This window comes from Mycolicibacterium baixiangningiae, from assembly GCF_016313185.1.
In the GTDB taxonomy this organism is placed as follows: Bacteria; Actinomycetota; Actinomycetes; order Mycobacteriales; family Mycobacteriaceae; genus Mycobacterium; species Mycobacterium baixiangningiae.
The window spans coordinates 78,979-105,405 of the sequence record NZ_CP066218.1 but is presented as its reverse complement, the minus strand read 5'-3'; the positions used below and the strand labels follow the sequence as shown (position 1 = coordinate 105,405).

The following is a 26,427-nucleotide window of genomic DNA, read 5'->3' as shown; positions in this document are numbered from 1 at the left end:
TCAACGACTCCAGCGGGTTCGGGCCGAAGGTGCGGGTTGCGCCTCCGGTCGGCGGGCCAGCAGTTTCAGCACGGTCTTGCGGTGCCGGCGCAGCGCCGCGTCACTCGGTTCGCCGGAGAGTTGCGCCATGGTCGCGGCCACCATGCCGACGTCGAGGGTCTCCGGCGGGCGGGTGGCCAGGATGTGGCGCGCGGTCTGCCAGATGAGGTCCTCGATCCCGTCCGCGAGCACCGGCAGGTCGTCACCGTTGTGCCCGAACCGCAGGGCGGCCACCGCCAGCACCGACATCGCGTTGAGGACATAGCCGTCGAGCAGCACGGCCAGGTGGCCGAACGCATCGGCCGCCACCTGCGCATCGGACGTCATCATCGCGCTCGCCGGTGGATAGGGCTGCCCGGCCGTGGCGGCGATCGCGGCGAACGTCACGAGCCGGACGGCGGCGTCGCGGTGGACACCGGCCACGCCGGTGACCTCGACGGCCTTCTCCCACAGCGGTGCGTAGGCGGTCTGGTGGCTGGCGGCGTAGCCCTGTTCGATCCAGGTTCGCGGATCGAAGATCCGCATCGCGGCACAGGCCACCGCCACGTCGTCGTTGTTGGTGCGGAGCACCGTCTGGGCCAACCTGTCCAGGGCCGGCGACGACGGCGCCCCCATCAGGGTGCGCACCGCCGCGGCTCCCGGGAGCACCGAATCCCCTACGGCGGCGGACAATTCGTCGGGATGCCACACCGAGTTGCCCGCGAACTCCTCGAATCGCGCCGACCCGCTGACCCGCAGCCACCACAGACTCGCCCAGCGGTCGGCCGGATCGCTGGCGCCGCGCTGCACCGTGCGCACCCCGCGCAGCGCCGCGCGCGTCCAGACCGGATCCCACTCCTCGGCTTGCCACAACTCCTGGGGCGCCGGCGCCGTGACGCCCTCCGCCAGCCAGTCCAGCACCTCACCGGGGACGGCGGGCGCCTCACCGCAGTCCCGCAGCAGGGCGGCCGCCAACGCCAATCGGGTTGGCGCACCGACATTCTCGCGCAGCCCGTGCACCAACGCGGGGGCGGCCTGCGGATCGGTCAACCCGGGCACCACCTCGTGGCTGAGCGCGTCGAGCACCCGGTCGTCGTCGACCCCGCAACGCAGCAGCAGATCCGCCAGCCGTGCCACCCGAAGTGGACCGTCGGCCCGGGCCGCGGCCAGCGCCGGGTCGAGGGCGTCGCGCAGTTCCCGGGGCGCCGAGTGCCGCTCGAACCGGCGAGCACGGGCCGGGATCAGGCCGGGCCGGTTCAACCACTCGGAGTCCGCGACGGCGCGGCACAGATAGGACACCGTGGCCAGGTCGGCCGCCGGACCGTCCGGAGTGTCCTGCACCGCCTTCCAGGCATCGGCGGTGCTGGTACCCACCGCACCGCGCATCACCTCGGCGATGGTGCGGGCGACGACGGAGTCCCCGGCGGCCCGCGGCGAGTGCGCGGCGATCACCGCGTGCGCCTCGGTGAGCGCGTCGGCGAACGTGTCGCGGTGGGCCACCGACATCGCAAGGGGCCAGGCCGGGTGCAACCCCGCATCGGCCACCTCGGCGGCGTAGTGGTCGATGTCGTCGAGCACCGACCGCGCTGATTCGGCGTCGAGCAGCACCACCTGCGCCATCGCCGACCACGGGGTGACGGTGATTGCCTGCCCGTCGGCGGTGCGGTGGGGTTCGCGGTCGAGTTCGCCCAGCGACAGGGTGGCGTGCTCACTGATCGCGACGACGTCGTCGGGCAGGTACTCCAGGTCGTCGACGGGCACGGCGGTCAGGTGCTGCATGCTCTGCCGTGCCAGGGTCAGCTGATCGGCGCGGTCGAACGTCGAGAAGTTCAGTCCCGCAGCGGTTCCCGCCGACATCAGGAAGCTGACCAATCCGATCCACTGTGCGGCCGAATCCGCCGATTCCACACCCAGCACCACCGGCGGGCCGCCGTCCAGCGCGCCGGCGACCGCGTCGAGCAATCCGAACAGCGTCGCCAGCCGCCAGGCGCCGGGGTCGAGTGCGAACCGCACAACGCTGTCCTTGGTCACCACCGCCCCCGGGGTGGGAGGCTCGCCGGGCAGCGCGGCCGCGGCCACCGCGAGGGGGCCGTACGGACACAGCCACCCGTCGGAGCGCCACCATTCGATGGGACGGTGGGACCGCTCCCCCGCCGCGCGGTCGAGAAGCGCATGGGCGAACACGTTTCCGGGTCGGCCGGTGCTGTCGGACCCGGCCGGCACGGTGTGCCAATACCCGGCGCGCTGGCGATCCAGGCGGCCATAGGCGAGCCGACGCGGACCGTGCTCGAGTTGTTCGGGTGTCGGGTAGGTGGGCAGTGGCTGCGCCGGGCGGAAGACGGTGCGGACCCCGGAAGTCAGCGCGTGCACCTCGTCGGGGGTGAGGTCGGCGGAGGTTTCCTTGACCTGCCATCCGCCCGTGTGCGTCGCGGTGTCGAACGAGGTGTAGGTGAGCTGCCCGTAGCGCGAGGTCATATCGCCGCCGGGGTCAGCCGTAGATGCTCCACCGGCGGGTCGAGCAGGGCGATCAGCCGCAGGCTGTCCGGCGAGGGCGTGTTGACGAACAGCCGGATCCAACCCTGGCGGTTACGGACGTTCGCCGCCCACAGTTCACTGCCTCCGGTCGTGGTGAGCTGTGACCACCGCAGCTCCTTGGCGGGTGGGGCGGCGAGTTGGCCGTGCTCGTTGAGCGGCGCCACGTCGACGAGATCACCGTCGTGCACGCTCAACGGAATCCGGTTCGGGTTGTTGACCAGCACGAAGGCCGGCGAACCCGGCAGATCGTATTCGGAGCGCACCGCCAGCGTCGCGGTGAACGGCCGGCCGTCGGTATCGCGGCCCACTCGCACCGCGTACTGCAGCCGCAGCAGTCCCTGGTATTCGGCGCTGGCGATCGCGCCCATGACGCGGCGGCCCCCGGTGAACGCGATCGGGGCCAGGTGCAGGGAGCAGCCGTGCACGGGCAGGGGCGTGGCCAGTTGCAGACCGCCGTACTTCTCGTACTCCTCGAGGGTGATCTCGTACGACTGGCCGGTGAGTCCGGTGCGTGGGTCGTGGCCTCGGGGGGCGAGATGGACGACGACGGCTGCGGCGCCGTCGGGCCAGTCGAAGGTGAGCACCTGCTTGTTGCAGTACTCCGCGAGTTCGATGTCGCGGATCACGCCGGTCCGCACGGTCGAGAAGGTCTTGCCCAGCATCGCGCGGCCACCGATGACGGTGACCGGGGTGAAGTACGCGCGGCTCCACTGGTCCGGCCACGCCACACCGGGCATCGCCGTGTAGATCCGCCCGTCGTCGTCCGTGTATTCGGTAACCGGTTGTGCCAGAAGCAATTCCGGGGGGAGCCCCACCTGATCGAGCGCATCCTCCGGCAGTTCGTCGGCTTCGGCGCCCGCGCTCGGTCCGGTGGGCGTGCGGTAGACGACGACCCGTCCGCCGGGGGGCGTGGTCCACGCGAGGTCGAGCACGGTCGCGTCGGCGCTGCTCCCGGTGATCGCCAGGTCGGTGACCGGCGCCAGCACCGCCGTGACCTCCACCTCGCCTTCCGCGGCCTCGGACAGCCGCAGCACCCCGCCGACGGGCGCCGCGCAGCGCACACGGTAGACGTAGCGGTGGCCCCGTTCGAGGTCGATGTCGACGAAGCCCGCCAGGTTGTCCTGTCCGGTCAGGATGCGGTACTGCGGGCCGTCGCGGTGCGCCTCGTCGGCGCGCATCCGGTACACGTAGACCGCGCTCACCCCGGGCGGGACGGTGTAGCGGCCGACCACCCGTCCGGAGTCCTCGCGCAGCATGAGGTCGGTGATCCGGCTGATCAATACGCCACCGGCGTGCAGGACCGGTTGTGCGGCCAGCGCTTCGGTGCGCGACGCACCGACGTTCGCCCACACCTGGAAGTGCCGGACCGCGGCCACCGGTGGCCGGTCGTCGGTCTCCGACGTCGTGGTGGTGACCGCGAGCAGGTCGCCGGTTTCGGGTGATCTCGGGGTGGCGTCTTCGCCGCTCACCACCCGGTAGACGACAGCTGGGTCGGTGGTGGCGACGGGCGGCCAGCGCAGTTCGAGGGCCCCGGTGTCGCGGCGGCGGTGCAACGTCACGCTGTGTTCCGGACCGGCCGGTGTCTCAGCCAGGTAGGGCGCGAATTCCTCAGTACCGGAGAAAGTCTCGATGAGCGGCTCACCGAGCTGCGGTGGCGCCGGTGTGCCGTCGGCGATCGGGTCGTCTTCGCGGTGCCGGCCCGCCGGATTGGTCGCGGAGGTGATCTCCTCGTCTGCTGGAGAAGTCGGCTGCGCGGGCAGTTCGGCCAGGACCCGCGCCATATCGTCGGCGTGCTCGGAGACCGATCCGGGCAGCATGGCGCGGATCTGCTCGACGTCGGTGCGCCCGGAGCGCAGCACCAGCCGCAGGTGCGCCTCCTTGAAACTGCGCGCCGACACAGCCCCGGAGTCGATCAGCCGTTGACGCCATTCGAGCAGCGCGCCCAGCCGCGGATCGTCCTCGGCATGCGGTTGTTCGGTCATCGCGGCGACACCACCCGGGCACGCCGGCGCGCCGCGCGCCCACCCGGCACGCCGTCACCCCCGCACATGTGCATCGCGTCAGATTCCACCATCCCCAGCAACGACTTTTCCACCGATCCCGTCGAGGAGATCTGATCGTGATGGGTGTCAGGCCGCGCGACGCGAGGCGATGCCAGAGCCGATCCGCAGACTCGGATACAAGTGGTAGATATCACCGCAGATGCGGCTGTAGGATCGGCCGAGTGCCAATGCTCCGGGTGCGTGAAGCCGCCGATCTGCTGGGTGTGAGCGACGACACCGTGCGCCGATGGATCGACGACGGCAGCCTGCCGGCCGGCAGCGACGGGTCCGGACGCAAAGTCATCGACGGCGCGGCGCTCGCCACATTCGCCCGCGCGCACGCGGCGACCGCGCCCAAGGATCCGCTCGGCACCCCCAGCTCCGCCCGCAACCGCTTCGCGGGGCTGGTGACGAACGTCGTCAGCGACACCGTCATGTCGCAGGTCGAAATGCAGTGCGGACCGTTCAGCGTGGTGTCCCTGATGAGTACCGATGCGGTGCGCGAACTCAACCTGCGCCCGGGCAGCGTCGCGGTGGCCGTCGTCAAGGCGACCACGGTGATCGTCGAGACACCGGGAGCGCAGCCCTGAGGCGATTGGGGGGCGTCGTGCTGCTCAGCGCGGCGCTCACCGCATGCAGCTCGCCCGCACCGGACGACACGCTCACGGTGTTCGCCGCGGCGTCGCTGAAGAACGCGTTCACCGGCATCGGGGAGCGCTTCGAGGCCACTCACCCCGGCCTCGACGTGGAGTTCTCGTTCGCCGGCTCTTCGGATCTCGTCACGCAACTGACGCAGGGCGCACCCGCCGACGTCTTCGCCTCCGCCGACGCCCGCAACATGGACCGGGCGGCCGCGGCCGGGCTGCTCGACGGCGTGCCGGTGACGTTCGCGACGAACCGGCTGACCATTGCCGTCGCCGCGGGCAACCCCAAAGGCATTGGCTCGCTGCGGGATCTGACCCGAAGGGACACGGCGGTGGTGTTGTGCGCGCCCCAGGTGCCGTGCGGCGCGGCGAGCAGAACCGCCGAACAGGCCGCCGGGGTGGAGTTGCGACCCGTGAGTGAGGAGACGTCGGTCGCCGACGTGCTCAACAAGGTGATCAGCGGCCAGGCCGACGCCGGTCTGGTGTACGTCACCGACGTCCTCGGCGCCGGCGGTGCGGTGTCCGCGGTCGACATCCCCGAGGCTGCCCAAGCGGTCAACACGTATCCGATCGCGGCGCTCGCCGAATCCGTGAAGCCCGCGTTGGCCAGGGAGTTCGTGACCACCGTGACAGGCCGTGTCGGTCAGGAGATCCTGCGCACGGCGGGGTTCGGCCCGCCGTGACCGTTACGTGCCGCCGGTCGATCCCGGGAGGTCCGGCTCGTAACGCAGCATCGTGACGTCGTGGTCGGGATAGTCGAAGAACACCGGTCGTACCCGCATCCCGACGCGAATGTCGTCGGGCGCCACATTCACCAACTCCGTCGAGAACCGCGGCCCCTCGTCCCATTCCACGATCGCCGTCAGCAGGGGCACGGCGTCGGCGAAGTGCGGTCCGACGGGCCTGCGCGCCACGGTGAACGAGTAGAGGCTGCCCAGGCCGGAGATCTCGCGCCACTCGAGGTCGTCGGCCAGGGTCCGGGGTGCCCGAACCCGCGGATAGAACACATACGCCTCCGACGACGGCGAATACTGGATGCGGATCGTGTGTTCGGCCAACGCATCCCAGAACGGTGCGGTGGTGGGTGTCTTGACGGGCATCGGCCGCTCGAAGGTGGTCATCGGCTCAGTCGCCTTCCAGGACGAGGGTCGTCTGTTCGGAGAGGATGCCGCCGTTACCGGAGACGAACGCCCGATCGCAGTCCGCCACCTGCGCGGCACCCGCCCGGCCCATGATCTGGCGGGTCGCGTCACACACGTGGTGCATCCCGCCGGCGAGACCCGCCTGCCCGAACCCGAGCTGTCCCCCGGCGGTGTTGAGCGGGAAGTCGCCGCGGAAGGTCAGGTCGTGATCGCTGACGAACGCCATCCCCTTGCCCTTCTCGCAGAAGCCGGCGTCTTCGAGGCTGAGCAGCACGGTGATCGTGTAGCAGTCGTAGATCGAGACCATGTCCATGTCGGCGCGGCCCAGCCCGGACATCGCGAAGGCGGTGTCGGCGGCTTTTGTGATCGGGGTTTGCAGCAGATCGCGCGCGTAGGTCGGTGTCTTGAACGGCACGTGCTCGCCGAATCCCTTGATCCACACCGGCCGTCGCTTCGCCCGCTTGGCCATATCCGCGCTGGCCACCACAACCGCGGCCCCACCGACACACGGCATGACGATCTCGAGCATGTGCAGCGGATCGGCGATCACCGGGCTGGCCAGCACATCGTCGATGGTGAGCGGCTTGTCCTTCCAGACCGCACCGTCGGTGTGGTTGGCGTTGACCCGCTGGTCGACCACGATCTTCGCCATCGCCCGCTCGTCGTACCCGTATACCGCGGCGTACCGCTGGGCGACCTGGCCGTACGGTCCGTTCTGGCCGAGGTTGCCGTAGGGGATCTCGAATTCGGCTTGCGGAGAGCCGAACCGGTTACTCGACGAGCCGAAGAACATCGCGTCGACGAGCGGCGCCGGCTTCTTCTCCGACGTCGGCGTTTGATACCGCGCCGGGAGTGCGCACAGCACCACGTCGCACAACCCCAACTCGATCGCCGCCGCCGCCCGCCAGACCATGCCGACCGCGCTGGCCCCGCCGAGGTCGAGCATCTCGGCGAAGTTGGCATCGACCCCGAGGTACTCCGTCACCGTCGACGGGACGAAGATCTCGGACTCCCCGATATGTGAGGTCACGATGCCGTTGACCGACTCCCCCGGCAGCCCAGCATCCGCGAGCGCGGCGGCGCTGAGCTCCGCCCACTGCTCGAGCAGGAACGGCGCCGGCCCGGCCTTGTTCAGGCGTTCCGGGGGCAGCTCGACATAGCCGACGATCGCGGCCTCACCGCGTAATCCCATACGTCTCTCCCTGTCATCCACGGGGTAGCCCGAGCACCATCTGGGCGATGATGTTGAGCTGGATCTCTCGGGTGCCCCCGCCGACGAGTTCGGCCGGCAGGTGCAGGTACGGCTGCACCACCGGCGGTTCGGTGTCCTGCAACAGCGCTGTCTCGCCGGTCAATTCGAGGGTGGCCGCGAAGGTGCGGCGCAACATCGCGGCGGTGGCGACTTTCGCGATGCTCGACGCCGGGCCGGAGTGCTGACCGTCGAGCAGGCGCAGGGTCTCGCGCACGCCGAGGGCCTTGATCGCATTCGAGTAGGCGTCGATTCCGCCGAGTGCGCACAGCGCCGCGTCCTGGTCGGGCCCCGGGGTGCCGGCCAGGATGCGCAGCGCCCCGGCCCGGTCGTTGTGGACGTAGTTCCCGATCGCCACGCGCTCCTGGGCCATCGTGGCGATCGCCAGACTCCACCCGGCGGTCGGCTCACCGAGCAGCATCTCGTCGGGGACGAAGACGTCGGTGAGGAAGACCTCGTTGAAGTGCGCGTCACCGGTGGCCTGCCGGATCGGTTGCACGTCAACGCCGTCCGATTGCATGTCGACGACGAAGTAGCCGATGCCGCGGTGTTTTCTCGCGTCGGGGTCGGTCCGGGCGAGCAGCGCGCCGAAATGCGCGTGGTGCGCCGACGACGTCCAGATCTTGTGGCCGTTGATCTTCCATCCGCCGTCCACCTTGGTCGCCCTGGTGGTCAACGAGGCCAGGTCCGATCCGGCTGAGGGCTCGCTGAACAGCTGGCACCACGCGAACTCGCCGCGCAGGGTCGGCGGGATCAGGCGGTCGCGGACCTCGGGACGGGCGGCGCTGATCAACGACGGCAGGATCCATTCGGAGATGCCGAGCGAGGGTCGCACCAGATCCGGGCGGGCCGCGAACTCTTCGTCGATGATCAGCTGTTGCCGCGGTGTGGCGTCCAGTCCCCAGGGTGCCGACCAGTGCGGGGCGAGCAATCCGGCGTCGGCGAGGGCGGTCCGCTGCGCGCCGGTCGCGAAGTACGCGTAATCGCCCTGGTGACGGGGACCGTCGTTGCGCAAAACCATGGCCTCGTCGAGGATCTCGCGGATCTGCGCGCGGAAGTCGCCGTCGGCGTCGCCGAGCCGGACGGTCATGTCCCGGGCTGTGGTTCGGGTGAGCTCTCCGAGCCGCCGGCGCCACCGGGTGGCGGGCCCGAGCGAGGCGGCCAGCGCCGTCGCGCGCCGCCAGTAGAGGTGCAGATCGTGTTCCCAGGTGAAGCCGATGGCCCCGAACATCGTCAACGTGTCGAGGACGAGTTCCGGTGCGGGGGCCGCGGCCATCAACACTGCGGTCGCGGCGGCGATGGCGTGCTGGTCGGGAGATTCGCCGGCGGATCGCACCGCGTCCCACGCTGCGGCGGTGGCGAGCTCGCTGCTGATCAGCAGATCCGCGGCGCGGTGTTGCAGCGCCTGGAAGGTGCCGATCGGCTTGCCGAACTGTTCACGGGTGCGCAGGTGTTCGGTCACGGCGTCGACGCACCACCGGATGGTGCCCGCTGCCGCGCACGCGGTCAGCGCCGCGACCGCGCACCGTGCGGACTCGGTGTCGATCCCGGTCAGGCGCCGGTCCGCCGCGACGTGGTGTCCGTCGAACTGCGCCCTGCCCACGTCGGTGGTGAGGTCGGTGCCGTGCTCGGGTTCGATCACCACGCTGTCGGCGTCGGTGACGAACCAGAGCACACCGCCGTCGTCGGTGTGTGCGGCGGCGAGGATCAGCTGTGCGGCGCACAGTCCGAGCGCCACCGGAGAGACGCCCGTGACCTGCCAGCCGTCGTCGACGGGAACGGCCCGCACAGCATCGTTCGGCAGGACGACGGCGGCGGTGGCACCGGCGGCGAGGTCACGCAGTAGTTGTTCGGCCACCGGAGAGGTCTCGGCGAGCAGCGCGACGGCGCCCGCGCTCACCGTGGACAGCAACGGTCCCGGCAGCAGTGACCGTGCGGCCGCCTCGATCACACAGGCGGTGTCCACCAACTCCCCCCCTTGGCCGCCGATCCGTTCAGGCAGATGCACGGCATGAAAGCCGCTGGCCACCAGCTCATCCCACCAGTGCGGGACGGTACCGGCGGCCAGCTCGTCGAAAACGTGTCTGGTCTTGTCGACCGGCGCATGCCGGGCGGTGAATTCACGGACGGCTTCGGTCAGCGCCTTCTGTTCCGGGGTGAGGGCGATCGGCATCAGCGGCGGTCCTCGGCGGGTTGGCGGCGGGCGCCGGCGAAGAATTCCGCGGCCTCGGCCAGTGCGTCGGTGGCGGGCGCCGGCCGCCACCCGAGTTCACGTTCGGCCTTGGAGTGGTCCATCGGCGACATGATGTGCATGAGCCGGATGGTCAGCGGCGTCAACCGGGTGTCACGACGGCGCAACCGCGCGAACCACTCGCTGGGCACGGCGGCGGCAGCCAGGGCGCGGATCGGCACGCCTCGCCGAGGTGGTGTGACACCGACTGCGGCGCACGCGGTTTCGTAGATCTCCCGGGCGGTCATGAATCGCTCGGAGATGATGTAGCGCTCCCCCGGTCTCCCGCGTTCGCCCGCCAGGATCATCGCCTCGGCGGCATCGCGCACGCCGACGACCTCCGCCTGGGCTCCGTCGATGTAGAAGGGCAGCTTGCCGCGCACCGCGCCTGCGACCAGTCCACCGTGCGGGGTCGGCAGATAGTCGCCCGGTCCGTAGGTGTTCGACACGCACATGGCGACCGCGGGTAGCGCCTTCTCGCGGTGGTAGCGCAGGACGAGGTTCTCCGCGGCGACGCGGGTCCTGATGTACTCCCCCGCCCGGTCGAGCCAGTTGTTGGCGAGCTCCTCGGTGGCCAGGCCGGTGTCGGCGAGTCCGATCGTGGCGATGGAACTGGTGAACACGAAGCGGTGCAGGTCGGCGGCGGCGGCCACGTCCAGGACCCGTTGCAGCCCTTCGACATTGGTGCGCCACAACGGCGTGGCGTCGCGCAGCCAGGCGCGGGCGTCGACCACGCAGTAGTAGACGACGTCACAGCCGTCCACCGCGGCGCGCACCGCATCGGCGTCGAAGATGTCCCCGTAGTGGCGCTCCACCGGCAGGCCGTCGATGCCGCGGGTCGAGCTGGTGCGGCGGATCAGCACACGCACATCCTCGCCGCGCTCCACCAGTCGGCGCGTGACGTGAGAACCCAGAAACCCACTGGCCCCGATGACGAGCTTCTTTCCCACAGGTCTCCCGCCGTCGAGACGAGACGGTCCGTCTCGTCTGTGGCAGACTACGGGGCGATGACCCCGCCCGCAACGCCCGACCGGGTGACCACTGCGCCGAGGCGACGCAGCGAGAAGTCACGCGTCGCGATCATCGCCGCGACGCGCGAGCTGCTGCTGGAGCGGGGATTCGACGGGCTGAGCATCGAGGCGGTGGCTGCCCGGGCCGGCGTCGGGAAGCAGACGATCTACCGCTGGTGGCCGAGCCGGCCTGCTCTGGTCGCCGACGTCCTGCTCGAAGATGCTCACGAGATCCTGGTGCCGGTTCGGCACAGCGCCGATGTGGTGGCCGACGTCGTCGCGTGGATCGGGAAATTGGCGGCGACGCTGACCACCGAGCGGGGTAACGCGATGTTGCGCATCCTCACTGTCGCCTCGCTGGAACACGAGGACACCGCGGCCCGGTTGCGGGCGGGTTTCGGTGATCCGCTGCACCTCTCGGTGCGTGACCGGCTGCTTGCGGCGGGGGTGGACGAGCTGAACGCGGAGTCGGCGGCCGAGGCGGTCGTCGGCGGCGTGGTCTATGCCATCCAGCGCGAAGGCTGTTCCTATTCGCGGGAGCGGGCGCAACGGACCGCCCGGTTGATCGTCGAGAGCCTGGTCAGCTGAAAGGGGCCGGGTCGTTGTCCGACCCGGCCCCTGTGGTTGTCGTTATGGGTCACCCGATGCAGCCGAGGGCGGGGATGCAGCCTTCGACTCCACCCGGGCCGGCCGAGCCGCTGGGGCCGCCGGGGATCGTGCCGGTCACGCCACCGGGACCGGCAGTACCCGCCGGGCCGCCGGGGATGGCGCCGCTGGCACCGTCAGGGCCGGCGACTCCGCCCGGACCACCGGGAATCACGCCGCCGGCACCGTCAGGGCCTGCCGTACCGGCGGGGCCACCGGGAATCACGCCGCCGGCACCACCGGGGCCGGCGACTCCGCCCGGACCACCCGGAACGGCGCCCGTGGCACCGCCGGGACCGGCGACTCCGCCGGGGCCACCCGGCACCGCTGCACACACGGTCCCGTCGACGGCGACGCACGGCGGCGGAGGCTGGGTCACGAAGTTTCCTGTGCTACCGAATGCCGCGGGGGCCAGCGCGATCGCAGTCGCGGCAACGCCTGCGAAAAGGGCCGGGGCGGCTTTACTCGTTATGTTTCGCATAGGTTAAGGCATTGCCGTCCGCTCCAGGATTTAAACCACCCGCCTCGTGTGCCGTTTAGCGGCTGTTCGCTGCGGCTATGTGGACCGGAAGCGGGTTCCGGTACGGGCTGATGGGGTGCAACAGATTGACGAGTAGCGCTTCGGCGGGCTGGCCCCCACAGGTCGACAACAAACGCATCCGCCGCTGTGGCGTGAAGAGGGCCTGCGGGTCCCGCAGCGCCGCGAGAAGAAGCGGCTGACCGGGATCGGTGTCGCCGTGGGCGCAATACCAGCGTGGTCACCTGCGGAACAAACACACGTCCATGACCAGCTATCCGAGCGGCACGCAACACACAGCCCGTCGACTCGGGCGCGCATCGTCAGTCGAGGTGCTGATCTACGTCCATGCGTTTGTGTAGCACGCGCACCACGACGATGAGGTCGCCAGCGACGCGGTAGTACAACGTGTGTGACCCCACGGCATGCCGGCGGTACCCGACCCGAACCTCGTCACACGCGCGACCGATCAAAGGATTGTCCGCGACACGCTCGACTGCACGCTGAAGAACGCGGATGTATCTTTCCGCCTGATCGGCATCCCAGCGGTCGCAGGTGCAGTCCCAGATCTGTTCCAAATCAACCTGGGCCGCCGGCGAGAAGACGACCCGATTCACTGCGCTGCGCGCGATTCCACGGCCTTTCGCTCTACGAACGCGTCGAAGTCGATGGCCGTTGCCTCACCACTATTTTCGCCGCGTCCCAGGGCCTGGCGCAGCGCATCGAGGCGCGTTTCGCGATCCTCGAGGAGTCGCAACGCGGCGCGCACCACCTCGCTGGCGGAGCCGTACCGGCCTGAGGCAACCTCGCCCTCGATGAACTCATTGAAGTGAGTGTCCAGGCTGAACGAGGTGTTCTTACCCATAGAAGGCACGATACCAATATTTGGTATAGCACGCAGGTGCCGCCACCCTCTCTGTCAGGCACCGTTTCGGTACAGCAGGGGTTTACAGCGTCCGCCAACCCATTGCGATTACGAGCTCGGCTCGAAGTGCGAGCGGAAGCCTTCGAGCCACCGGGCGAAGCCCGATCAAGTTGCCACCGCGAGATCGATCGATCTGCGCGATGGCGCACCCGAAGCGGCGGCCCACCCGTCGACGGGCGGGAGACCCTAACTAGCTGTTACTCAGCGCCAACTGCTCCAGTTCGTTAAGATCCGCTCAGCCAAGGCAATTCGGGTGTCCGGCCATGCGGACACCACCAAGTGTCGGACATGCTGATGATGCTCGTGCGGGTGCATTCGATGAGGAAGAGGTGCCGTTCCGATGGATGAGTTCCCGCAAGACTACGAAATCTTCGATCTCGGCGACGTGACGTTGCAGCACGGCGCCACGCTGCGCGGCGCGAAGCTCGCGTACAAGACCTACGGCGAGCTGAACGCCGACAAGTCCAACGCGATCGTCTATCCGACCTGGTATTCCGGGCGGCACTGGGACAACGAATGGCTGATCGGTGAGGGCATGGCCCTCGACCCGGCCAAGTACTTCATCATCGTCCCCAACATGCTCGGCAACGGGCTCTCGTCGTCGCCGTCGAACACACCGCCGCCGTACGACGGCGCGCGCTTCCCGCACGTCACTTTCTACGATCAGGTCGAGCAGCAACACAAGCTCGTCACGTCGTTCGGGATCGAAACCCTCCCCCTCGTCACCGGCTGGTCGATGGGGGCCGGGCAGACCTACCAGTGGGCCGTCAGCTATCCGGACATGGTGCAGCGGGCGTTGCCGTTCTGCGGCTCGTCCAAGACCAGCGAGCACAACATCGTGTTCCTCGAAGGCGTCAAGTCGGCGCTCACGGCCGACGCCACGTTCAAGGAGGGCTGGTACACCGAGAAGCCCACCAAGGGGCTACGTGCGGCCGCCCGGGTCTACGCCGGATGGGGCTTCTCGCAGGCGTTCTACTGGCAGCAGGAGTACAAGAAGATGGGCTACTCCTCGCTCGAGGACTTCCTCGTCGGCTTCTGGGAAGGCTTCTTCCTCGACCGCCGCGATCCCAACAACCTCTTGGCGATGCTGTGGACCTGGCAGAACGGCAACGTCGGCGCCACACCCGGCCGAGGATTCGACGGCGACCAGATCGCCGCGCTGAAGACCATCAAGGCGAAGATGATCGTGGTGCCGGCCGAGAAGGATCTCTACTTCCCGCCCGAGGACGAGGAGTTCGCCGTCAGCCACATCCCGGATGCCGAATTACGCGTCATTCCAGGGGTTTACGGTCACTTCGCCGGCGGGGACGCCAACCCCGTCGACAACCTATTCATCGACGCCGCCCTCAAGGACCTCCTCGCGCGCTGAGGTATCTGGCCGCGGGCAAGCACAGCAGAGCCAGGGCGGGTATCACCAGCGCGACAACCCACACCAGTCGGCTCGTGTGCCCGTTATGGCAGATCAGTTGCACGGCGTCGGGATGTGGGCCGCCGCGTGAAAGGCCGGCCCACTCATCCGACGATGTGAGCAGCGTCCCGCAGTCGGCGCCTCCGACGTTGATAGGCGTGAAGACGAAGGCCACCATAGCCACGAGCAGAGTGCCGGCGACGATCCCGGAAACCATCGCCACCGGTCTGCTCGGAGTCGACATGGTGGCCGTTACCGGCCGGCCATTAGATGGTGACGGCCTGTGACGGATGCAGGAGGTCCTCGAGCCCGATCCTGGTGAGGAATTCGGTGCGGATTCGGTCTGCGACCGCGTTGACGACGGCCGCGCCGTCGTCGGCCGGGTCGATGTGCACGCGGAAAGGCCGCTTGCCATGCGCGGTGTCGACGACCTCGACAATTGCCGCGGCAACGTCGGCGACGTCGGCATCGGCGGGAGCTATCTCAGCGAGGCGTTCGCCGATCTGTTGCATCAGGTTGGGGTACAGCACGTCGTAGTCGGCGATTGTCGCGGTGTCGGCGGGTCGGGCGCTCTTGGCGAAGTGGTTGGTGCCATGGGTGAACGAGCCGGGAACGACGATGGTGGATTCGATGCCGAAGCGGGCGACCTCACCGGCGTAGCTCACGGCCAGGGCGTCCATGGCTGCTTTGGCGGCGAAGTAGGGGCCGAGGTACGGCGGGGTTCCGCCGCGAGTGCTGGTGCTGCCCACCCAGAGCAGCAGGCCCTGACCCTGGCGGCGTAGGACGGGCAGCGCTGCGCGATTGAGCCGTTGCGTACCAAGGACATTGGTGTCGTATACGGCATCGATTTCTTCGGGGGTGAACGCCTCGGTGGGGCCGGTCACCATGTGTCCGGCGTTGTGGATCACGACATCGAGGCGGCCGGACTGGTCAAGGATGGTCGCCACGGCGCTGTCAGCGGAATCCTGCGACGCGATATCCAGCTCGACGGTGCGTAAGTCGACATGGTGTTCGGCGGCGTACTCGGCGGCGGCGTCGGCCTGTTCGGCGTTGCGGTCCGTGATGCCGCGCATGCCTGCGTAGACGGTGTGGCCGGCGTGCGCGAGGGCCCGTGCGCTCAGTGCGCCGAATCCACTGGAGGCGCCGCTGATGACGATGGTCTTACTCATGAATTGTCCCTTGCTGTCCGTGGTTTGCCGTGCGCCGGGGGTTAGACGATGCCGCCATTGGCCAGGATCACCTGACCGTTGATCCACCGGCCTGGTCCGGCGAGGAATGCGACGACTTCGGCGATGTCGGTGGGTGTTCCCAGCCGCTCCAGCGGTGGCTGGGCGGCCATCCGGGAGATGACCTCCTCGCTCTTGCCGTCGAGGAACAACGCCGTCGCGGTCGGGCCGGGCGCTACCGCGTTGACGGTGATGTCGCGGCCACGCAACTCCCGGGCCAGGATCAGCGTGATCGCCTCGACTGCGCCCTTCGTGGCGGCGTAGGCCGAATATGTGGGCAGCGCCAGGTGGAGCACCGAGCTGGCGAAGTTGATGATGGCGCCGCCTGGGCGCAGCCGACGCGCTGCCAGCTGGTCGATGACAAACGTTCCGCGCACGTTGACCCGGTGCATCCGGTCGAAGTCGTCGAAGCTCATGTCGACAAGGGGTGCGAGCACCATGATTCCTGCGGCGTGCACGACAACGTCGACACCGCCAAAATGCTGCTCCACGGTGTCGAACGCCGCCGCGGCCGCGTTCTCATCAGCGACGTCAGCCTGAATGGCCAGCGCCTGGCCGCCACCGGCGCTGATGGTGGCCACCACATCGTCGGCGTCCGCCTTGTTCCCGCCATAGATCACAGCCACGGCAAAACCGTCAGCCGAAAGTCTCTCAGCGGTCTCCCGGCCAATACCGCGCGAGCCTCCAGTCACGATTGCCACGCGCTGGGCGGCTCCCTCGGGTGTGGTCATCGCCATCTCCTGGGTCTCTGAACATCGGTCACAGCTGATCTTATGTCCTATCTTTCAGAGCACAAGTCCTAGATATCAGGACGTTGATAACGCATCGAAAGCACACCCTGCTGGCAGCTATTTCCTGGATGTCAGGACTAGGGTCGGCGGCGTGGCGTCAACGGCAGGCAGCTATCGAGAAAGCAACAGCACCGCCGATCGGGCGCTGACCATCCTCGGTCTCTTCAGCGACAATCACTTGCGGATCCAGGCCGCCGAAGTGGCCCAAGCTCTGGGTGTCGCGCGGTCCACGGCCTACCGCTACCTGCAGACGTTGGTCGCAGCGTCCTTCCTCGAAGAGGCTCCTGGGGGTGGATTTCGGCTGGGAGCCCGCGTAATAGAGCTCTCACGGCTCGCGCTACGGTCGTACGACCTCAGCGAAACCGCGGTGCCCGTCATGCGGGCTCTGGCCGAGGAACTCGACGACACCATCCTGCTCACCAAATACGTTGACGGCGCTGCTGTATGCCTGGAACGATCCGAATCCCCGACCCAGCGCCTGCGACTCAGCTATGAACGCGGCTCCCGCATGCCGATCAACGCCGGCGCGTCCGCTTTGGTGTTGTTGGCCTGGTTACCGGAAGAGCAGGCCCGGGCTGCCCTCACACGAGAACCGCTGACACAGTTCACCGCCAAGACGCTCACCGATGTCGAGGCACTGATCGCTCGCCTTGCCGACATCCGGCGTCTTGGATACTGCGTGGGACACGCCGAAGTCGACCCCGACGTCACCGGCGTCGCGGCACCCATCTTCGACGGCGACGGCGCCGTTATCGCGGCTCTGAGCGCTGTCACCGTGCGGCATGTCTCGCGCGCACGGCTCGGGGCCATGATCAGCGCGGTGACCCAGGCTGCCGCGAATCTCACTGCCACATCGGCGATATCAGGTCACCGGCATCGCCGATGAGAAGTCGCACAACTAAGCCCGATACCTCGGAGGCACACCTCTTGGTGCGCCTCCGACGGTCAGGACGACTTCGTTTCGATCTCGATGCGTTTGGCCTGGGGCTCCTTATCGGACATGGGTACCGTCACGGTGAGGATGCCCTGGTCGTAGCTGGCCTTCACGGCGTCCTCATCGGCGCCTTTGGGCAGCGTGATGCTGCGGGTGAACGATCCGTAGCTGAACTCCGAACGTCCGGTCTGCTCGGTCTTCTCGGTGCGTTCGGCTTTGATGGTCAGCCGTCCGTCATTGACCGAGATGTCGATGTCCTTGGCCGGGTCCACCCCAGGAATCTCGGCGCGAACTTCGTACTTTCCGTCGCCTAACTCTTCTTCCAGACGCATCAGGTTGGTATCGAGCAGCGGCCGCATATTGCCCCACGAAGGGAAGCCGGAGAAGATCTCGGCGAGGTCGGGGAACAGCGAGCGTGTGCGCTGAGCGGGAACGTTGGTCATTGGTCCTCCATTGTCGAGGCGGAGTCACCACCTCGGAATCGGTCACTTCACGACGGGCGCGGTGGGGGAGGTTCACGTCCCTCGGTGCGCGGCCCCTGAGAGGCAGGCACCAGCACCCGACGTTGTGAGTGTGACCCACCTCATAGTTCCCAAACCTCTGACGGGCGACTGCATTGCCGGCGGCTCCCGGTCGCTTCGGTGTTGTCCGCATCGACAGCGCGGGGCATGTCCACGCAATGCGGTTCGGCGCGGTGTGGCACGCGGGCATTCTGTTGGTACCGGACACCCCAGCGCCGGGCTGAGGTACTCCTGAGCGGAAGAGATCGAGAGGAGCTGTGATGCCCACTCCATTACTGCCGCCCGGCTTCGACTTCACCGATCCCGACGTCAACGCCTACCGTCTGCCCGTGCAGGAACTGGCCGAGTTGCGCCGCTCGGAGCCGCTCTCAGCGCACCGCGCTGGCCGATACCCGACTCGGCGACGTTCCGATCGAGAAGGGTCAGCGGTTGGTGCTGTTCTACCGTTCCGCGAACCTGGCGAGGATGACCATCGACTTGATGTTCAACGCGATCGCCGATCACCTTCCCGACCTGAAGTCCGTCGGAACTCCCGAGCGCTTGCGATCAAGCATGATCAACGGCGTCAAACACTGGCAGGTCGACTACAACGGCGGTCAAGATCGCCTGCGTAGGTGAAGGTGCCGCGCTCGAGGTCCAGCGCGCCGGTCGTGTAGGTCAACTCGCCCGCCGGTTGTCCTCGGTCAGTGCTGAGAATCATTGGCGAGCTGCGGGGCTCGACGCGGTCTACGACTGGCCTGGAAGGGCGCCGAGATCGACAACGGCGACACCGGCAAGAGCGCAGCCTTCGTCATCGGCCGCGCTCGCACCGCTGACGCCGACACCACCCACGATGTCGCCCTTGGCGAAGATCGGAACGCCACCGCCGAAGATCACGAACCGCCCGCCACCATTGGCGTGCAGGCCGAAGAGGTCTCCGCCGGGTGCGGCAAGGCGGGCAAGCTCCGAGGTCGCGACTCTGTTGGCAACAGCGGTGAACGCCTTGTCGACAGCGAGGACGGGGCCGGCGATCTCAGCTCCGTCCATCCTGCCGAAGGCCACGAGATGACCGCCTGCGTCCACCACCGCCGCGGAGACCAGAACCGACCGCCGTACGGCTTCGGCATGGACCGCGGCGACGATGCGTGACGCCGTCGAGAGGTCTACGTTCATCGCGCTCAGCACGACGACAACATACGTCCACCAGGCACACCGTGCGATGGTGCCGAGATCAGGCGTTCGAACCGGTCGGTGGATGTTCGACGGCCAAGGTGTTGAGCGATCACCCCCGGCATGGGGTGGACCGAGTCGCATTGACACTGTCCGTGACCAGCCCTTACAGTCTGTTTTGCAGACAGCATTTCTCCATTACGGACAGTGCTGGCGGTCAGAGTGAGAGAGGACTGCAGGTGCGCATCCGACACCTTGGAATCGTCGTCCAGAATCTCGAGACCACAGCGGAATTCTACGAGAACGTGCTCGGGTTCAAGCGTCTCGGCGACGTCCGCACCCCCGGGCACTACCCCGGCAAGGCGATCGACCTGAGCGACGGAGAGGTCAATTTCTCTCTGCTAGAACCGGATCCGGAAATCGAACGCTCGGCGTGGACCTACGGTGCCATGGGCCCCAACCACATTGGTGTGACGATCGAGGACACCGGCACCGTCATCGCCGCCCTCAAGGAACGGGGCATCGAGGTCTACGGCTCGGAGCAGGCCGACCCGCCGCGGTTCTTCAAGTTCCGCGACCCCGACGGTGTCGAGGTGGACGTTGCCACGCCGGAGCGGGGCTGGAAGTTCTGATCACGGGCAACGACCACCCGCTCTCGACCGACCGAGGGATCGGCTGCTTCATGGGAGGCTCGACCGGATCCCTCCGGGGGCATGCCCCGCCACCCTGGTGGCTCGTTGGTACGGTCGCCGGAATCTTCTTGCTGCAAGTCGCGGTCACACTGGCTCGGCCGGTCTCGACCTACCGCCTTCTTGCGCTCGGTGCGGACGGCGCGACCGTCGGTCTGACCGCAGCCTGCTTCGCCATCCCGCCGGTGCTGCTGGCCGTGGCTTTCGGGCGCTGGGCCGACAAGCACCATCCCGCCGTACTTCTCGGGTCTGGCGTGGTCGTTGCGGCAGCCGCGTCCTTTGCGCTTGTGGTGGCCGAGGCCATCCCGCTGATCGCACTCGCCACAATGGTTCTGGGTGTCGGCCACATGTCAGGCACCATAGGTGCGCAGAGCATCATGGCCCAGGCTCTGAGCCCGCTTCCGCGCATCAACCGGTTCGGCATCTTGACTACCGTGTCGGCGCTCGGCCAGATCGTCGGACCCGTGCTCGGCGGCGTCGTCATCGGCCGGACCGAGGAACCCACGGTGGGTGCCACATCAACGGCCCTGCTGGTCGCCGCCTTCGTCTTCGTCGCCGGACTACCGCCCGCACTTCTGGCCCTCCGGACGCGGATCTCCGCGTCGACGGTCCGCGCCGGCCGCGCCGAGCGGGTGTGGCACCTGGTGCGCCGACGAGGGATGCCGGCAGCCCTCATGACGAGCTTCTCCGCCAAGAGCGGCATCGACTTACTCCTGGTTTACGTGCCACTCCTCGGCGCGGCGATCGGGCTCACCTCGTCTCAGGTCGGCCTGCTGCTCGGGATCAGCTCGACGGGCGCGCTGCTCGCACGGGCCGGCACGCCCGCCCTCGTCCGTCGGGTACCGACGCTGCGGCTCACCGTGATCGCAACCGTCAGCGGATCCGCTTGCATGGTGATTCTGGCGGTGAGCGACAACCTCGTAGTGATGATCATGGCGATGTCGGTGCTGGGCTTCGCCCTCGGCCTGTCCCAGACGACGACCATGGACTGGGTGGTCAACCTCGTCGACGACACCAGCCGCGGTTCCGCGCTCGGCTTACGCGTGGCGACGAATCGTCTCGGCCAGACCGTCAGCCTGGCCGCCGCAGGAGCCGTGTCGGGGTGGCTCGGTATTCAGACCGCCTTCGTCCTGCTGGCCGTCGTCATGCTCGCCACCGCCGTCGCCGGACTGACCAGTGCCCGGCATGGGCCCGACGCCCCGGCGGCCGACCTCTAGATCCGGCGAGGGGAGTCTGGCGCCTTGGCGATGGTCTCGATCAACAACTCGCCGATACGCGCGATGCGTTGCCTGCTCAGCCGGCTGGACGGGGCAGCCACCGCAATTGCCGCCATCCGCCCAGCCAGGTCGCGAAACGCCACGGCTATCGAACCCACGTCGTCCTCGGTCTCACCGGAGTTCACTGCGTATCCGCGATTCCTGGCCTTGACGATCTCCTTCATCAGCGCCGCCTGAGTGGTGATCGACCGGTCGGTGCGGGACGCGAAGGGCTCGGCCGAGGTCGGGTACAAATCGGCGACCTCCCGATCGGTCATCTGAGACAGGAGTGCTTTGCCGAGCGAGGTGCAGTGGGCGGGCACCAGCGTGCCGGTGCGCGCCACGACGCGAAGAGCGCGTTCGGATTCCACCGCGTCGACGTACCGCACGTTGACGCCCTCCAGCACGCCGAGGTGCACTGTCTCGCCGAGCGCGGCGTTCAGATTCTCCATCACCGGTCGAGCCTGTTCACGAATGTCCAGCGAACCCACGACGGCCAGCCCGACTTCCACCAGTGCCGGTCCCGCGACGTAGGCGCGAGTCACGGGATCCTGCTGAACGAAACCGTGGTGGGCCAACATGGCCAGCAGTCGATGGGCAGTCGAATGGGCGACGCCAAGGTACTTGCACGCCTCGGTCAGGCGCACGCGCTGCTGGTCCCGGAACAACAGCAGTAGCAACAGCGCGTTGTTCACCGAGGCGATCGGGTAGGCAGGGCCCGTTTCGCTCTCCGGCCTTGCTTTCTGCACTCAAGAAGGCTACAGGCGCCGAAGTCTTACGTTCGGGGTTCGAATGTTCAAGTGACCCTTGATGCGACGCGTCTCGACATCGTGCTTTCCCCTGTTTACCGACTCAGGTTGCGGGACCGACCTCGATGACCTGCCCGGTGACACCGAATGCGGCCGGTGAGGCCAGGAACGCGACGGTCTCCGCGACCATGCCGCGGCGGCGTTCGGCTTCCGGCTCGCTTGCGTTGTCAGGCCGCATCTTTCCCGGGGACACGGCGTTGACGGTGATGCCGTCGTCGGCGCACGCCGCCGCAAGCGCCTTCGTCAACCCGATCAGGCCGTGCTTGGCCGCGGATACGTGCACACGGCCCGGGTCGCCCCGCAGCGCGTTGCCGCCGATCATCGTGACGATTCGGCCGTCGCCCGTGGCGCGCAGCCTCGGTAGCGCCGCCAAAGCGCAGTACATCGCGCCGTCCAGCGTCACCGAACGGACCGCCTGCCAGTCCTCGATCGTCAGCTCCGACACGGGGACCCGGGTGCGCAGTGCGGCGTTGTTGACCAAGACCCGCAGCGGGCCGAGCCGGTCGACGGCCTCGAACAAGCGCGTGACCTCGTCCGGGTCAGCGACGTCGGCGAGCGCAGCGGTCGCTGACACGCCGAGGGCGCGGGCCTGTGCTGCAGTCTTCTCGGCGCCCTCGGCATCGGTCTTCGCGTTGACGACGACGTCGTAGCCGGAGCGCGCCAACGCCAGCACCAAGGAGCGGCCGAGATTTCGGGCGCCGCCCGTCACCACTGCGACACCGCTCACGACGGCAGCTTCGTGAGCCGCACGATCGCCGCGAAGTCCTCGGCATCCTCTGCTGCCCAGCACGCCGCGGCCAATACATCAGCGGTTTCGGCGCCAAGGCGCGGTGTGACGTTGTCGGTGAACTTCTCGGTCAGTTCCTCGTCGGAGAGCGGGTTGTTCGGGGTGCCCTTGTTGTCGTCGATGCGGCACGTCAACGCTGCGCCGTCCGCCAACTCCACTGTCACCTCGGCCGCACGCTTGCCGATCGCGGCGTCGGACACCACGTCGACGAGCTCACGGACGGCGGCGATCTCGGGATCCAGCGCCGCCGAGTCGGTGAAGTGCTCGGGTTGAGGACGACGGGCAAGAAGCGCCACCGCGACCGCATGCGTCAAGCTGAACTTGGCGTCGAGCCCGGTACGCGGATCTACCTTGCCGGTGACCGTCGCCGCCTTCGAGTTCACCCTCGCGCGAACACGTTTGACGTCGGCTGCGACGAATCCGTGGTGCGCTCGCAGCTGGAGCACCGCGTCGATCGCGGGATGCGTGAGCGATCCGTTGGGGTACGCCTTGTACCCGTTGGCCAACAGGTGCCACCGCGCGCCGAGGTCCTCGAGCAGCTTCACCGGCGCCGGATCGGTCGACATCACGGCGAGGATGCCGCGCGGGCCCTCGATGATGTCAGACGACGACGTGATGCCCTCCTGGGCCATTACCGCCGACAGTAAACCGTCCATCGCCGCCTTGCCGGCGTGCAGCGGCTTGCCGTCGGTGCCGTACACCGACTTCAGTCCCGCTGCCTGGGTGCCAGCGCTGCCCAACGCCATGGTGAGAACGTGCGGGGAGAGTTTCAGCACCCGGCCCGCAGCAGCCGCGGCGCCGATGTGGCCGACCGTTCCCGTGACGTGCCAACCGATTTCGTAATGCGCATCACCCGCCGCGCGACCCAGCCGGCACTCCGTTTCGAAACCCGCGACGAAAGCCGTCAACGCCTCCCGCCCCGTAACCGCACGATCCTCGGCGAGCGCGAAGATCACCGGCCAGACCGGGGCGCTTCCGTGCACGGTGGTGTCACCGGGGTTGAAGGTGTCGTCGTAATCGAGCAGGTGCGCGGCGAACCCGTTGGTCAGCGCCGCGTAGGGCATGGTCGCGGTCTCCCCGCGACCGACCACTGTGTACGGGCCGGGCCCGGTCAGCCGGGCCGATACCCGCATCAGGGCATCGACAGAGGCATGGCCGGACGCGGCGACCGCCACCCCGACGTGGTCGATCAACGCGCGCTTGGCCTCATGCACCACCGCGTCGGGCAGATCGACGAACTGCAGGTCCGCCGCATACCCCGCCAGCGCCGACGTCAAGCCGGACGCTCGGGCAGCTTCGGTCACTGATCCTTCCTCAGACCCAGATCGCCGAGGAGGGTGCCGACGATCTCCTTCTGCTGCGCCAGATACTCGGTGAGTTCCGCGTCCTGCAGGTTCTGGGTCACCAGACCGTCGTTGGTGGCCAGGGACTTCCAGCCATCGGTCTCGACCAGTTTCGACAGGTCGTCCTGGTATCCCTGAACGGCGTCCTCGGGCATGTCGGGTGCGCCCATGATGGCGCGGAACTGCACGGGCACCTGTGAGGAGTCGATGCCCTGCTCTTCGGTGGTCGCTACGTCGGGGAAGGCCTCCAGGCGGTCCTTGCCGACCACGGCGATCACTGAGAGTTCGTTCGCGCGGACCTGTTCGGCGACATCGGAGGCGCTGCCCAGCATGATGTCGGCGTCGCCGCGCAGCAACGCGGTGATGCGGGAACCGGTGTCCTCGAACGACAGGAACTTCCACTTGGCGTCCACGGTGTCCTGCAGCACCGACCGGGTCAGCGCATCGTTGGCGGTACTGGAGCCGCCGGCCTGCACCAGCGTGTCCGGCGCGGCCTTGGCGGCGTCGACGAAATCGGCGAACGAGCCGAATTCACCGCCCGCTTTGGTCACGACGACCTGTGGTTCGGTGGCGACCAGCGAGATGGGGGTCAGCTGGTCCAGGTTCACCGGGCTGTCGGCGATGGTCATCGGGGTGGCCAACCACGTCGGCGTCACCTGAGCGATCAAGCCCGCGTTCCCCGGCCGATCGATGAGATACGACATGGCGCCGATCGCATCGCCTGCGGGGACGTTGCGCACCGGCCACTGCTTGGAGATGATCTTGCTGTCGTACATCACCTTGATGATCTGGCGGGTGAACACGTCCGATCCGCCACCGACGGCGGTATGCGTGACCACCTCGACCGAATCCGACCGGCTCCCCTCTGCCTGCTCAGTACTGCTACCGCACGCAGCTACGCCGAGCACAGACAGGGCCGTGGCCGTGACGGTGAGAACTTTGCTGACACGAATCATGAAATCCACCTTGGGAATCGTTGTTGAGAGTTGTTGAGGTTTTGTTGCAGATCAGGAATCGACATCGACCATCTGTTCGCGGACCTTGCGAGTCCGGCGGCCGAAGGACAGCACCACCAGCAGCACTACCGACAGGCCGATCAGCACCGCTGAGATGGGCCGTTGTAGGTAGATGATCGGGCTGTTGTCCGAAAGCAGCAGCGACTGGCGGATCGAGTTCTCGGCGATCGGGCCGAGAACGAAGGCGAGAACCAATGGGGCAGGCGGTATGTCGAGCTTGCGCATGGCGTAGCCGAGCAGTCCGAAGATCACCAGCAGCCAGACGTCGAACACCGAGAAGTTCACGCTGAACACGCCGATCACCGAGATCAGCAGGATGCCCGGGTAGAGCACCTTGTACGGCGTGTTCAACAGCTTCGCGAAGAACGGCACCATCGGCAGGTTCATGATGACCAGGACGATATTGCCCAAGTACATGCTCGCGATGATCGGCCAGACCACGTCGGCGTGCTCGTGGAACAGCAGCGGCCCCGGGTTGAGTCCGTACAGCACCAAGGCACCTAAAAGCACTGCGCCGGTGCCGGATCCGGGTATACCCATGGTGAGCAACGGCACCATCGCCCCGCCGGTCTCAGAGTTGTTCGCCGCCTCCGGTGCCGCAACGCCCTCGATGGCGCCCTTGCCGAACTCCTCCGGGTGCTTCGACGTCCGCTTGGCGATGATGTATGACACGAACGAAGCCACGGTCGAACCGGCGCCGGGCAGGATCCCGATGACGAAGCCGACGATGCCGCCCTGCAACATGGCCGGCGTCGACCGCTTGATGTCCTTGCCCGACGGCAACATCTCGCGAAATTTCTTGGGAGCCGCGAACAACGGCTTCTGCGTCTTCTGCTCGATGTTGACCAGCACTTCGCCGATGGCGAAGATTCCGATCGACAGCGCGATGAACTCGACCCCGCCGGCCAACTCGATCTGGCCGCCGGTGAAGCGCTGCTCGCCGGAGAAGAGGTCGGTACCGATCGTGGCGAGGAACAGCCCGAGGAACATCGAGATGAACCCCTTGATCAGCGAGTCGCCCGCCAGCATGATCACCAACAGCAAGGCGAAGATCATCAACGCCGAATACTCGGGCGGACCGAAGTTGACCGCAACGTCGGCCGCCACCGGCGCCAGGAACGTCAGCCCGATGACGCCGATGGTGCCTGCGACGAACGAGGCGATCGCCGCGATGCCCAGTGCCTGGCCTGCCCGCCCCTTCTTGGCCATCTGGTAGCCGTCGAGACACGTGACGACCGAGGATGACTCGCCGGGGATGTTCATCAGGATCGAGGTGGTCGATCCGCCGTACTTGGCGCCGTAGTAGATCCCGGCCATCATGATCAGGCCCGTGGCCGGGTCGAAGCCGGTGGCCAACGGCAGCAGGATCGAGATCGTCGCGGGGGGGCCGAGGCCGGGCAGGATCCCGACCAATGTGCCCAAAAGGCAGCCCACCACGAGCCACATCAGGTTCGTCGGCGTGAGCGCGGCCTCGAGGCCCGACAGCAGACCGTTCACCGCGTCCATCGACTACCTCCGATCACGGTTGGGCGTTGCCCGGG

Annotated in this window: 25 protein-coding genes and 2 pseudogenes; 9 read left to right on the top strand and 18 right to left on the bottom strand. The window is 67.7% G+C overall.

The window, feature by feature from the left end:
• Positions 1-2,493: a GAP1-N2 domain-containing protein gene (locus I7X18_RS00510; protein WP_193045212.1), complete on the bottom strand. Its 2,493-nt coding sequence runs from the start codon at positions 2,491-2,493 to the stop codon at positions 1-3.
• Positions 2,490-4,535 (bottom strand): SaeA-related protein, encoded by a 2,046-nt coding sequence (locus I7X18_RS00505; RefSeq protein WP_193045213.1) that lies wholly within the window; start codon positions 4,533-4,535, stop codon positions 2,490-2,492. Before I7X18_RS00505 ends, I7X18_RS00510 begins: the two co-directional genes overlap by 4 nt.
• Before the next feature lie 242 nt (positions 4,536-4,777).
• On the opposite strand from I7X18_RS00505, the gene I7X18_RS00500 reads away from it, so the two are divergent.
• Complete coding sequence (locus I7X18_RS00500) at positions 4,778-5,185, top strand: TOBE domain-containing protein (RefSeq protein WP_404822772.1); 408 nt, start codon at positions 4,778-4,780, stop codon at positions 5,183-5,185.
• Between the two features lie 17 nt (positions 5,186-5,202).
• The gene (gene modA, locus I7X18_RS00495) at positions 5,203-5,922 is read left to right on the top strand and encodes a molybdate ABC transporter substrate-binding protein (RefSeq protein ID WP_232375373.1); all 720 of its coding nucleotides are present in this window, start codon (positions 5,203-5,205) and stop codon (positions 5,920-5,922) included.
• A gap of 3 nt (positions 5,923-5,925) precedes the next feature.
• Here modA and I7X18_RS00490 read toward each other — a convergent pair whose 3' ends face one another.
• Genes I7X18_RS00490 through I7X18_RS00475 form a run of 4 tightly spaced genes read right to left on the bottom strand, consistent with a single transcriptional unit; the run spans position 5,926 to position 10,810 of the window.
• The gene (locus I7X18_RS00490) at positions 5,926-6,360 is read right to left on the bottom strand and encodes a Zn-ribbon domain-containing OB-fold protein (protein WP_193045214.1); all 435 of its coding nucleotides are present in this window, start codon (positions 6,358-6,360) and stop codon (positions 5,926-5,928) included.
• Between the two features lie 4 nt (positions 6,361-6,364).
• The gene (locus I7X18_RS00485) at positions 6,365-7,573 is read right to left on the bottom strand and encodes a thiolase family protein (RefSeq protein WP_193045215.1); all 1,209 of its coding nucleotides are present in this window, start codon (positions 7,571-7,573) and stop codon (positions 6,365-6,367) included.
• Between the two features lie 13 nt (positions 7,574-7,586).
• Positions 7,587-9,803 (bottom strand): acyl-CoA dehydrogenase family protein, encoded by a 2,217-nt coding sequence (locus I7X18_RS00480; RefSeq protein ID WP_193045216.1) that lies wholly within the window; start codon positions 9,801-9,803, stop codon positions 7,587-7,589.
• Entirely contained in the window at positions 9,803-10,810 is a 1,008-nt protein-coding gene (locus I7X18_RS00475; protein WP_193045217.1) for an NAD-dependent epimerase/dehydratase family protein, read from the bottom strand. Before I7X18_RS00475 ends, I7X18_RS00480 begins: the two co-directional genes overlap by 1 nt.
• A 57-nt stretch (positions 10,811-10,867) precedes the next feature.
• Between I7X18_RS00475 and I7X18_RS00470 the strand changes: the two genes are divergently transcribed.
• On the top strand, positions 10,868-11,458 hold the full coding sequence (locus I7X18_RS00470) for a TetR/AcrR family transcriptional regulator (protein WP_193045218.1): 591 nt from the start codon (positions 10,868-10,870) through the stop codon (positions 11,456-11,458).
• A gap of 49 nt (positions 11,459-11,507) precedes the next feature.
• Here I7X18_RS00470 and I7X18_RS00465 read toward each other — a convergent pair whose 3' ends face one another.
• Positions 11,508-11,996, bottom strand: coding sequence for a hypothetical protein (locus tag I7X18_RS00465; RefSeq protein WP_193045219.1), 489 nt, complete (start codon positions 11,994-11,996; stop codon positions 11,508-11,510).
• Positions 11,997-12,139: 143 nt separating this feature from the next.
• Between I7X18_RS00465 and I7X18_RS00460 the strand changes: the two are divergent.
• Positions 12,140-12,279 (top strand): annotated as a pseudogene (locus I7X18_RS00460) (IS3-like element ISMyma8 family transposase); the annotation flags it as partial.
• 76 nt (positions 12,280-12,355) lie between these two features.
• Here the strand turns inward: I7X18_RS00460 and I7X18_RS00455 are convergent.
• Both I7X18_RS00455 and I7X18_RS00450 read right to left on the bottom strand, forming a co-directional pair.
• Positions 12,356-12,649, bottom strand: coding sequence for a type II toxin-antitoxin system RelE/ParE family toxin (locus I7X18_RS00455; protein ID WP_193045220.1), 294 nt, complete (start codon positions 12,647-12,649; stop codon positions 12,356-12,358).
• Positions 12,646-12,897, bottom strand: a complete 252-nt coding sequence (locus I7X18_RS00450; RefSeq protein ID WP_193045221.1) for a type II toxin-antitoxin system ParD family antitoxin — start codon at positions 12,895-12,897, stop codon at positions 12,646-12,648. The genes I7X18_RS00455 and I7X18_RS00450 overlap by 4 nt, the downstream gene beginning before the upstream one ends.
• Before the next feature lie 400 nt (positions 12,898-13,297).
• Here I7X18_RS00450 and I7X18_RS00445 point away from each other — a divergent pair, with 400 nt between their 5' ends.
• Complete coding sequence (locus I7X18_RS00445) at positions 13,298-14,326, top strand: alpha/beta fold hydrolase (protein ID WP_193045222.1); 1,029 nt, start codon at positions 13,298-13,300, stop codon at positions 14,324-14,326.
• A 305-nt stretch (positions 14,327-14,631) separates the two neighbouring features.
• Here I7X18_RS00445 and I7X18_RS00440 read toward each other — a convergent pair whose 3' ends face one another.
• Together I7X18_RS00440 and I7X18_RS00435 are read right to left on the bottom strand one after the other, a co-directional pair.
• Entirely contained in the window at positions 14,632-15,534 is a 903-nt protein-coding gene (locus tag I7X18_RS00440; protein WP_193045223.1) for an SDR family NAD(P)-dependent oxidoreductase, read from the bottom strand.
• A gap of 41 nt (positions 15,535-15,575) precedes the next feature.
• Positions 15,576-16,322 (bottom strand): SDR family oxidoreductase, encoded by a 747-nt coding sequence (locus I7X18_RS00435; protein WP_193045224.1) that lies wholly within the window; start codon positions 16,320-16,322, stop codon positions 15,576-15,578.
• A 151-nt stretch (positions 16,323-16,473) separates the two neighbouring features.
• Here I7X18_RS00435 and I7X18_RS00430 point away from each other — a divergent pair, with 151 nt between their 5' ends.
• Positions 16,474-17,268, top strand: coding sequence for an IclR family transcriptional regulator (locus I7X18_RS00430; protein ID WP_198730510.1), 795 nt, complete (start codon positions 16,474-16,476; stop codon positions 17,266-17,268).
• A 59-nt stretch (positions 17,269-17,327) separates the two neighbouring features.
• Here I7X18_RS00430 and I7X18_RS00425 read toward each other — a convergent pair whose 3' ends face one another.
• On the bottom strand, positions 17,328-17,759 hold the full coding sequence (locus tag I7X18_RS00425; RefSeq protein ID WP_193045225.1) for an Hsp20/alpha crystallin family protein: 432 nt from the start codon (positions 17,757-17,759) through the stop codon (positions 17,328-17,330).
• Between the two features lie 447 nt (positions 17,760-18,206).
• Here I7X18_RS00425 and I7X18_RS00420 point away from each other — a divergent pair.
• Positions 18,207-18,455: pseudogene (locus I7X18_RS00420) on the top strand (steroid C27-monooxygenase); the annotation flags it as partial.
• Between the two features lie 108 nt (positions 18,456-18,563).
• Here the strand turns inward: I7X18_RS00420 and I7X18_RS00415 are convergent.
• Positions 18,564-19,001, bottom strand: coding sequence for a GlcG/HbpS family heme-binding protein (locus I7X18_RS00415; RefSeq protein ID WP_232375372.1), 438 nt, complete (start codon positions 18,999-19,001; stop codon positions 18,564-18,566).
• Between the two features lie 224 nt (positions 19,002-19,225).
• On the opposite strand from I7X18_RS00415, the gene I7X18_RS00410 reads away from it, so the two are divergent.
• A complete protein-coding gene (locus I7X18_RS00410) occupies positions 19,226-19,618 on the top strand; it encodes a VOC family protein (protein ID WP_193045226.1) in 393 nt (130 codons plus the stop codon).
• A 128-nt stretch (positions 19,619-19,746) separates the two neighbouring features.
• Positions 19,747-20,892 (top strand): MFS transporter, encoded by a 1,146-nt coding sequence (locus I7X18_RS00405; RefSeq protein WP_193045227.1) that lies wholly within the window; start codon positions 19,747-19,749, stop codon positions 20,890-20,892.
• Here the strand turns inward: I7X18_RS00405 and I7X18_RS00400 are convergent.
• From I7X18_RS00400 to I7X18_RS00380, 5 genes are all read right to left on the bottom strand, one after another.
• Positions 20,889-21,680, bottom strand: coding sequence for an IclR family transcriptional regulator (locus I7X18_RS00400; RefSeq protein WP_193045228.1), 792 nt, complete (start codon positions 21,678-21,680; stop codon positions 20,889-20,891). The genes I7X18_RS00405 and I7X18_RS00400 overlap by 4 nt on opposite strands.
• 103 nt (positions 21,681-21,783) lie before the next feature.
• Entirely contained in the window at positions 21,784-22,467 is a 684-nt protein-coding gene (locus tag I7X18_RS00395; RefSeq protein WP_193045229.1) for an SDR family NAD(P)-dependent oxidoreductase, read from the bottom strand.
• Positions 22,464-23,831, bottom strand: a complete 1,368-nt coding sequence (locus I7X18_RS00390; protein WP_193045230.1) for an MmgE/PrpD family protein — start codon at positions 23,829-23,831, stop codon at positions 22,464-22,466. The genes I7X18_RS00395 and I7X18_RS00390 overlap by 4 nt, the downstream gene beginning before the upstream one ends.
• Positions 23,828-24,826 (bottom strand): Bug family tripartite tricarboxylate transporter substrate binding protein, encoded by a 999-nt coding sequence (locus I7X18_RS00385; RefSeq protein WP_193045231.1) that lies wholly within the window; start codon positions 24,824-24,826, stop codon positions 23,828-23,830. Before I7X18_RS00385 ends, I7X18_RS00390 begins: the two co-directional genes overlap by 4 nt.
• A 51-nt stretch (positions 24,827-24,877) precedes the next feature.
• Entirely contained in the window at positions 24,878-26,392 is a 1,515-nt protein-coding gene (locus tag I7X18_RS00380) for a tripartite tricarboxylate transporter permease (RefSeq protein WP_193045232.1), read from the bottom strand.
• Positions 26,393-26,427: the final 35 nt, after the last annotated feature.

Coding starts and splice junctions, on each gene's coding strand:
- I7X18_RS00380 (WP_193045232.1), bottom strand. CDS start 26,392: ATGGACGCGGTGAACGGTCTGCTGTCGGGCCTCGAGGCCGCGCTCACG.
- I7X18_RS00385 (WP_193045231.1), bottom strand. CDS start 24,826: ATGATTCGTGTCAGCAAAGTTCTCACCGTCACGGCCACGGCCCTGTCT.
- I7X18_RS00435 (WP_193045224.1), bottom strand. CDS start 16,322: ATGACCACACCCGAGGGAGCCGCCCAGCGCGTGGCAATCGTGACTGGA.
- I7X18_RS00425 (WP_193045225.1), bottom strand. CDS start 17,759: ATGACCAACGTTCCCGCTCAGCGCACACGCTCGCTGTTCCCCGACCTC.
- I7X18_RS00450 (WP_193045221.1), bottom strand. CDS start 12,897: ATGGGTAAGAACACCTCGTTCAGCCTGGACACTCACTTCAATGAGTTC.
- I7X18_RS00490 (WP_193045214.1), bottom strand. CDS start 6,360: ATGACCACCTTCGAGCGGCCGATGCCCGTCAAGACACCCACCACCGCA.
- I7X18_RS00480 (WP_193045216.1), bottom strand. CDS start 9,803: ATGCCGATCGCCCTCACCCCGGAACAGAAGGCGCTGACCGAAGCCGTC.
- I7X18_RS00470 (WP_193045218.1), top strand. CDS start 10,868: ATGACCCCGCCCGCAACGCCCGACCGGGTGACCACTGCGCCGAGGCGA.
- I7X18_RS00440 (WP_193045223.1), bottom strand. CDS start 15,534: ATGAGTAAGACCATCGTCATCAGCGGCGCCTCCAGTGGATTCGGCGCA.
- I7X18_RS00445 (WP_193045222.1), top strand. CDS start 13,298: ATGGATGAGTTCCCGCAAGACTACGAAATCTTCGATCTCGGCGACGTG.
- I7X18_RS00505 (WP_193045213.1), bottom strand. CDS start 4,535: ATGACCGAACAACCGCATGCCGAGGACGATCCGCGGCTGGGCGCGCTG.
- I7X18_RS00485 (WP_193045215.1), bottom strand. CDS start 7,573: ATGGGATTACGCGGTGAGGCCGCGATCGTCGGCTATGTCGAGCTGCCC.
- I7X18_RS00465 (WP_193045219.1), bottom strand. CDS start 11,996: ATGCGAAACATAACGAGTAAAGCCGCCCCGGCCCTTTTCGCAGGCGTT.
- I7X18_RS00510 (WP_193045212.1), bottom strand. CDS start 2,493: ATGACCTCGCGCTACGGGCAGCTCACCTACACCTCGTTCGACACCGCG.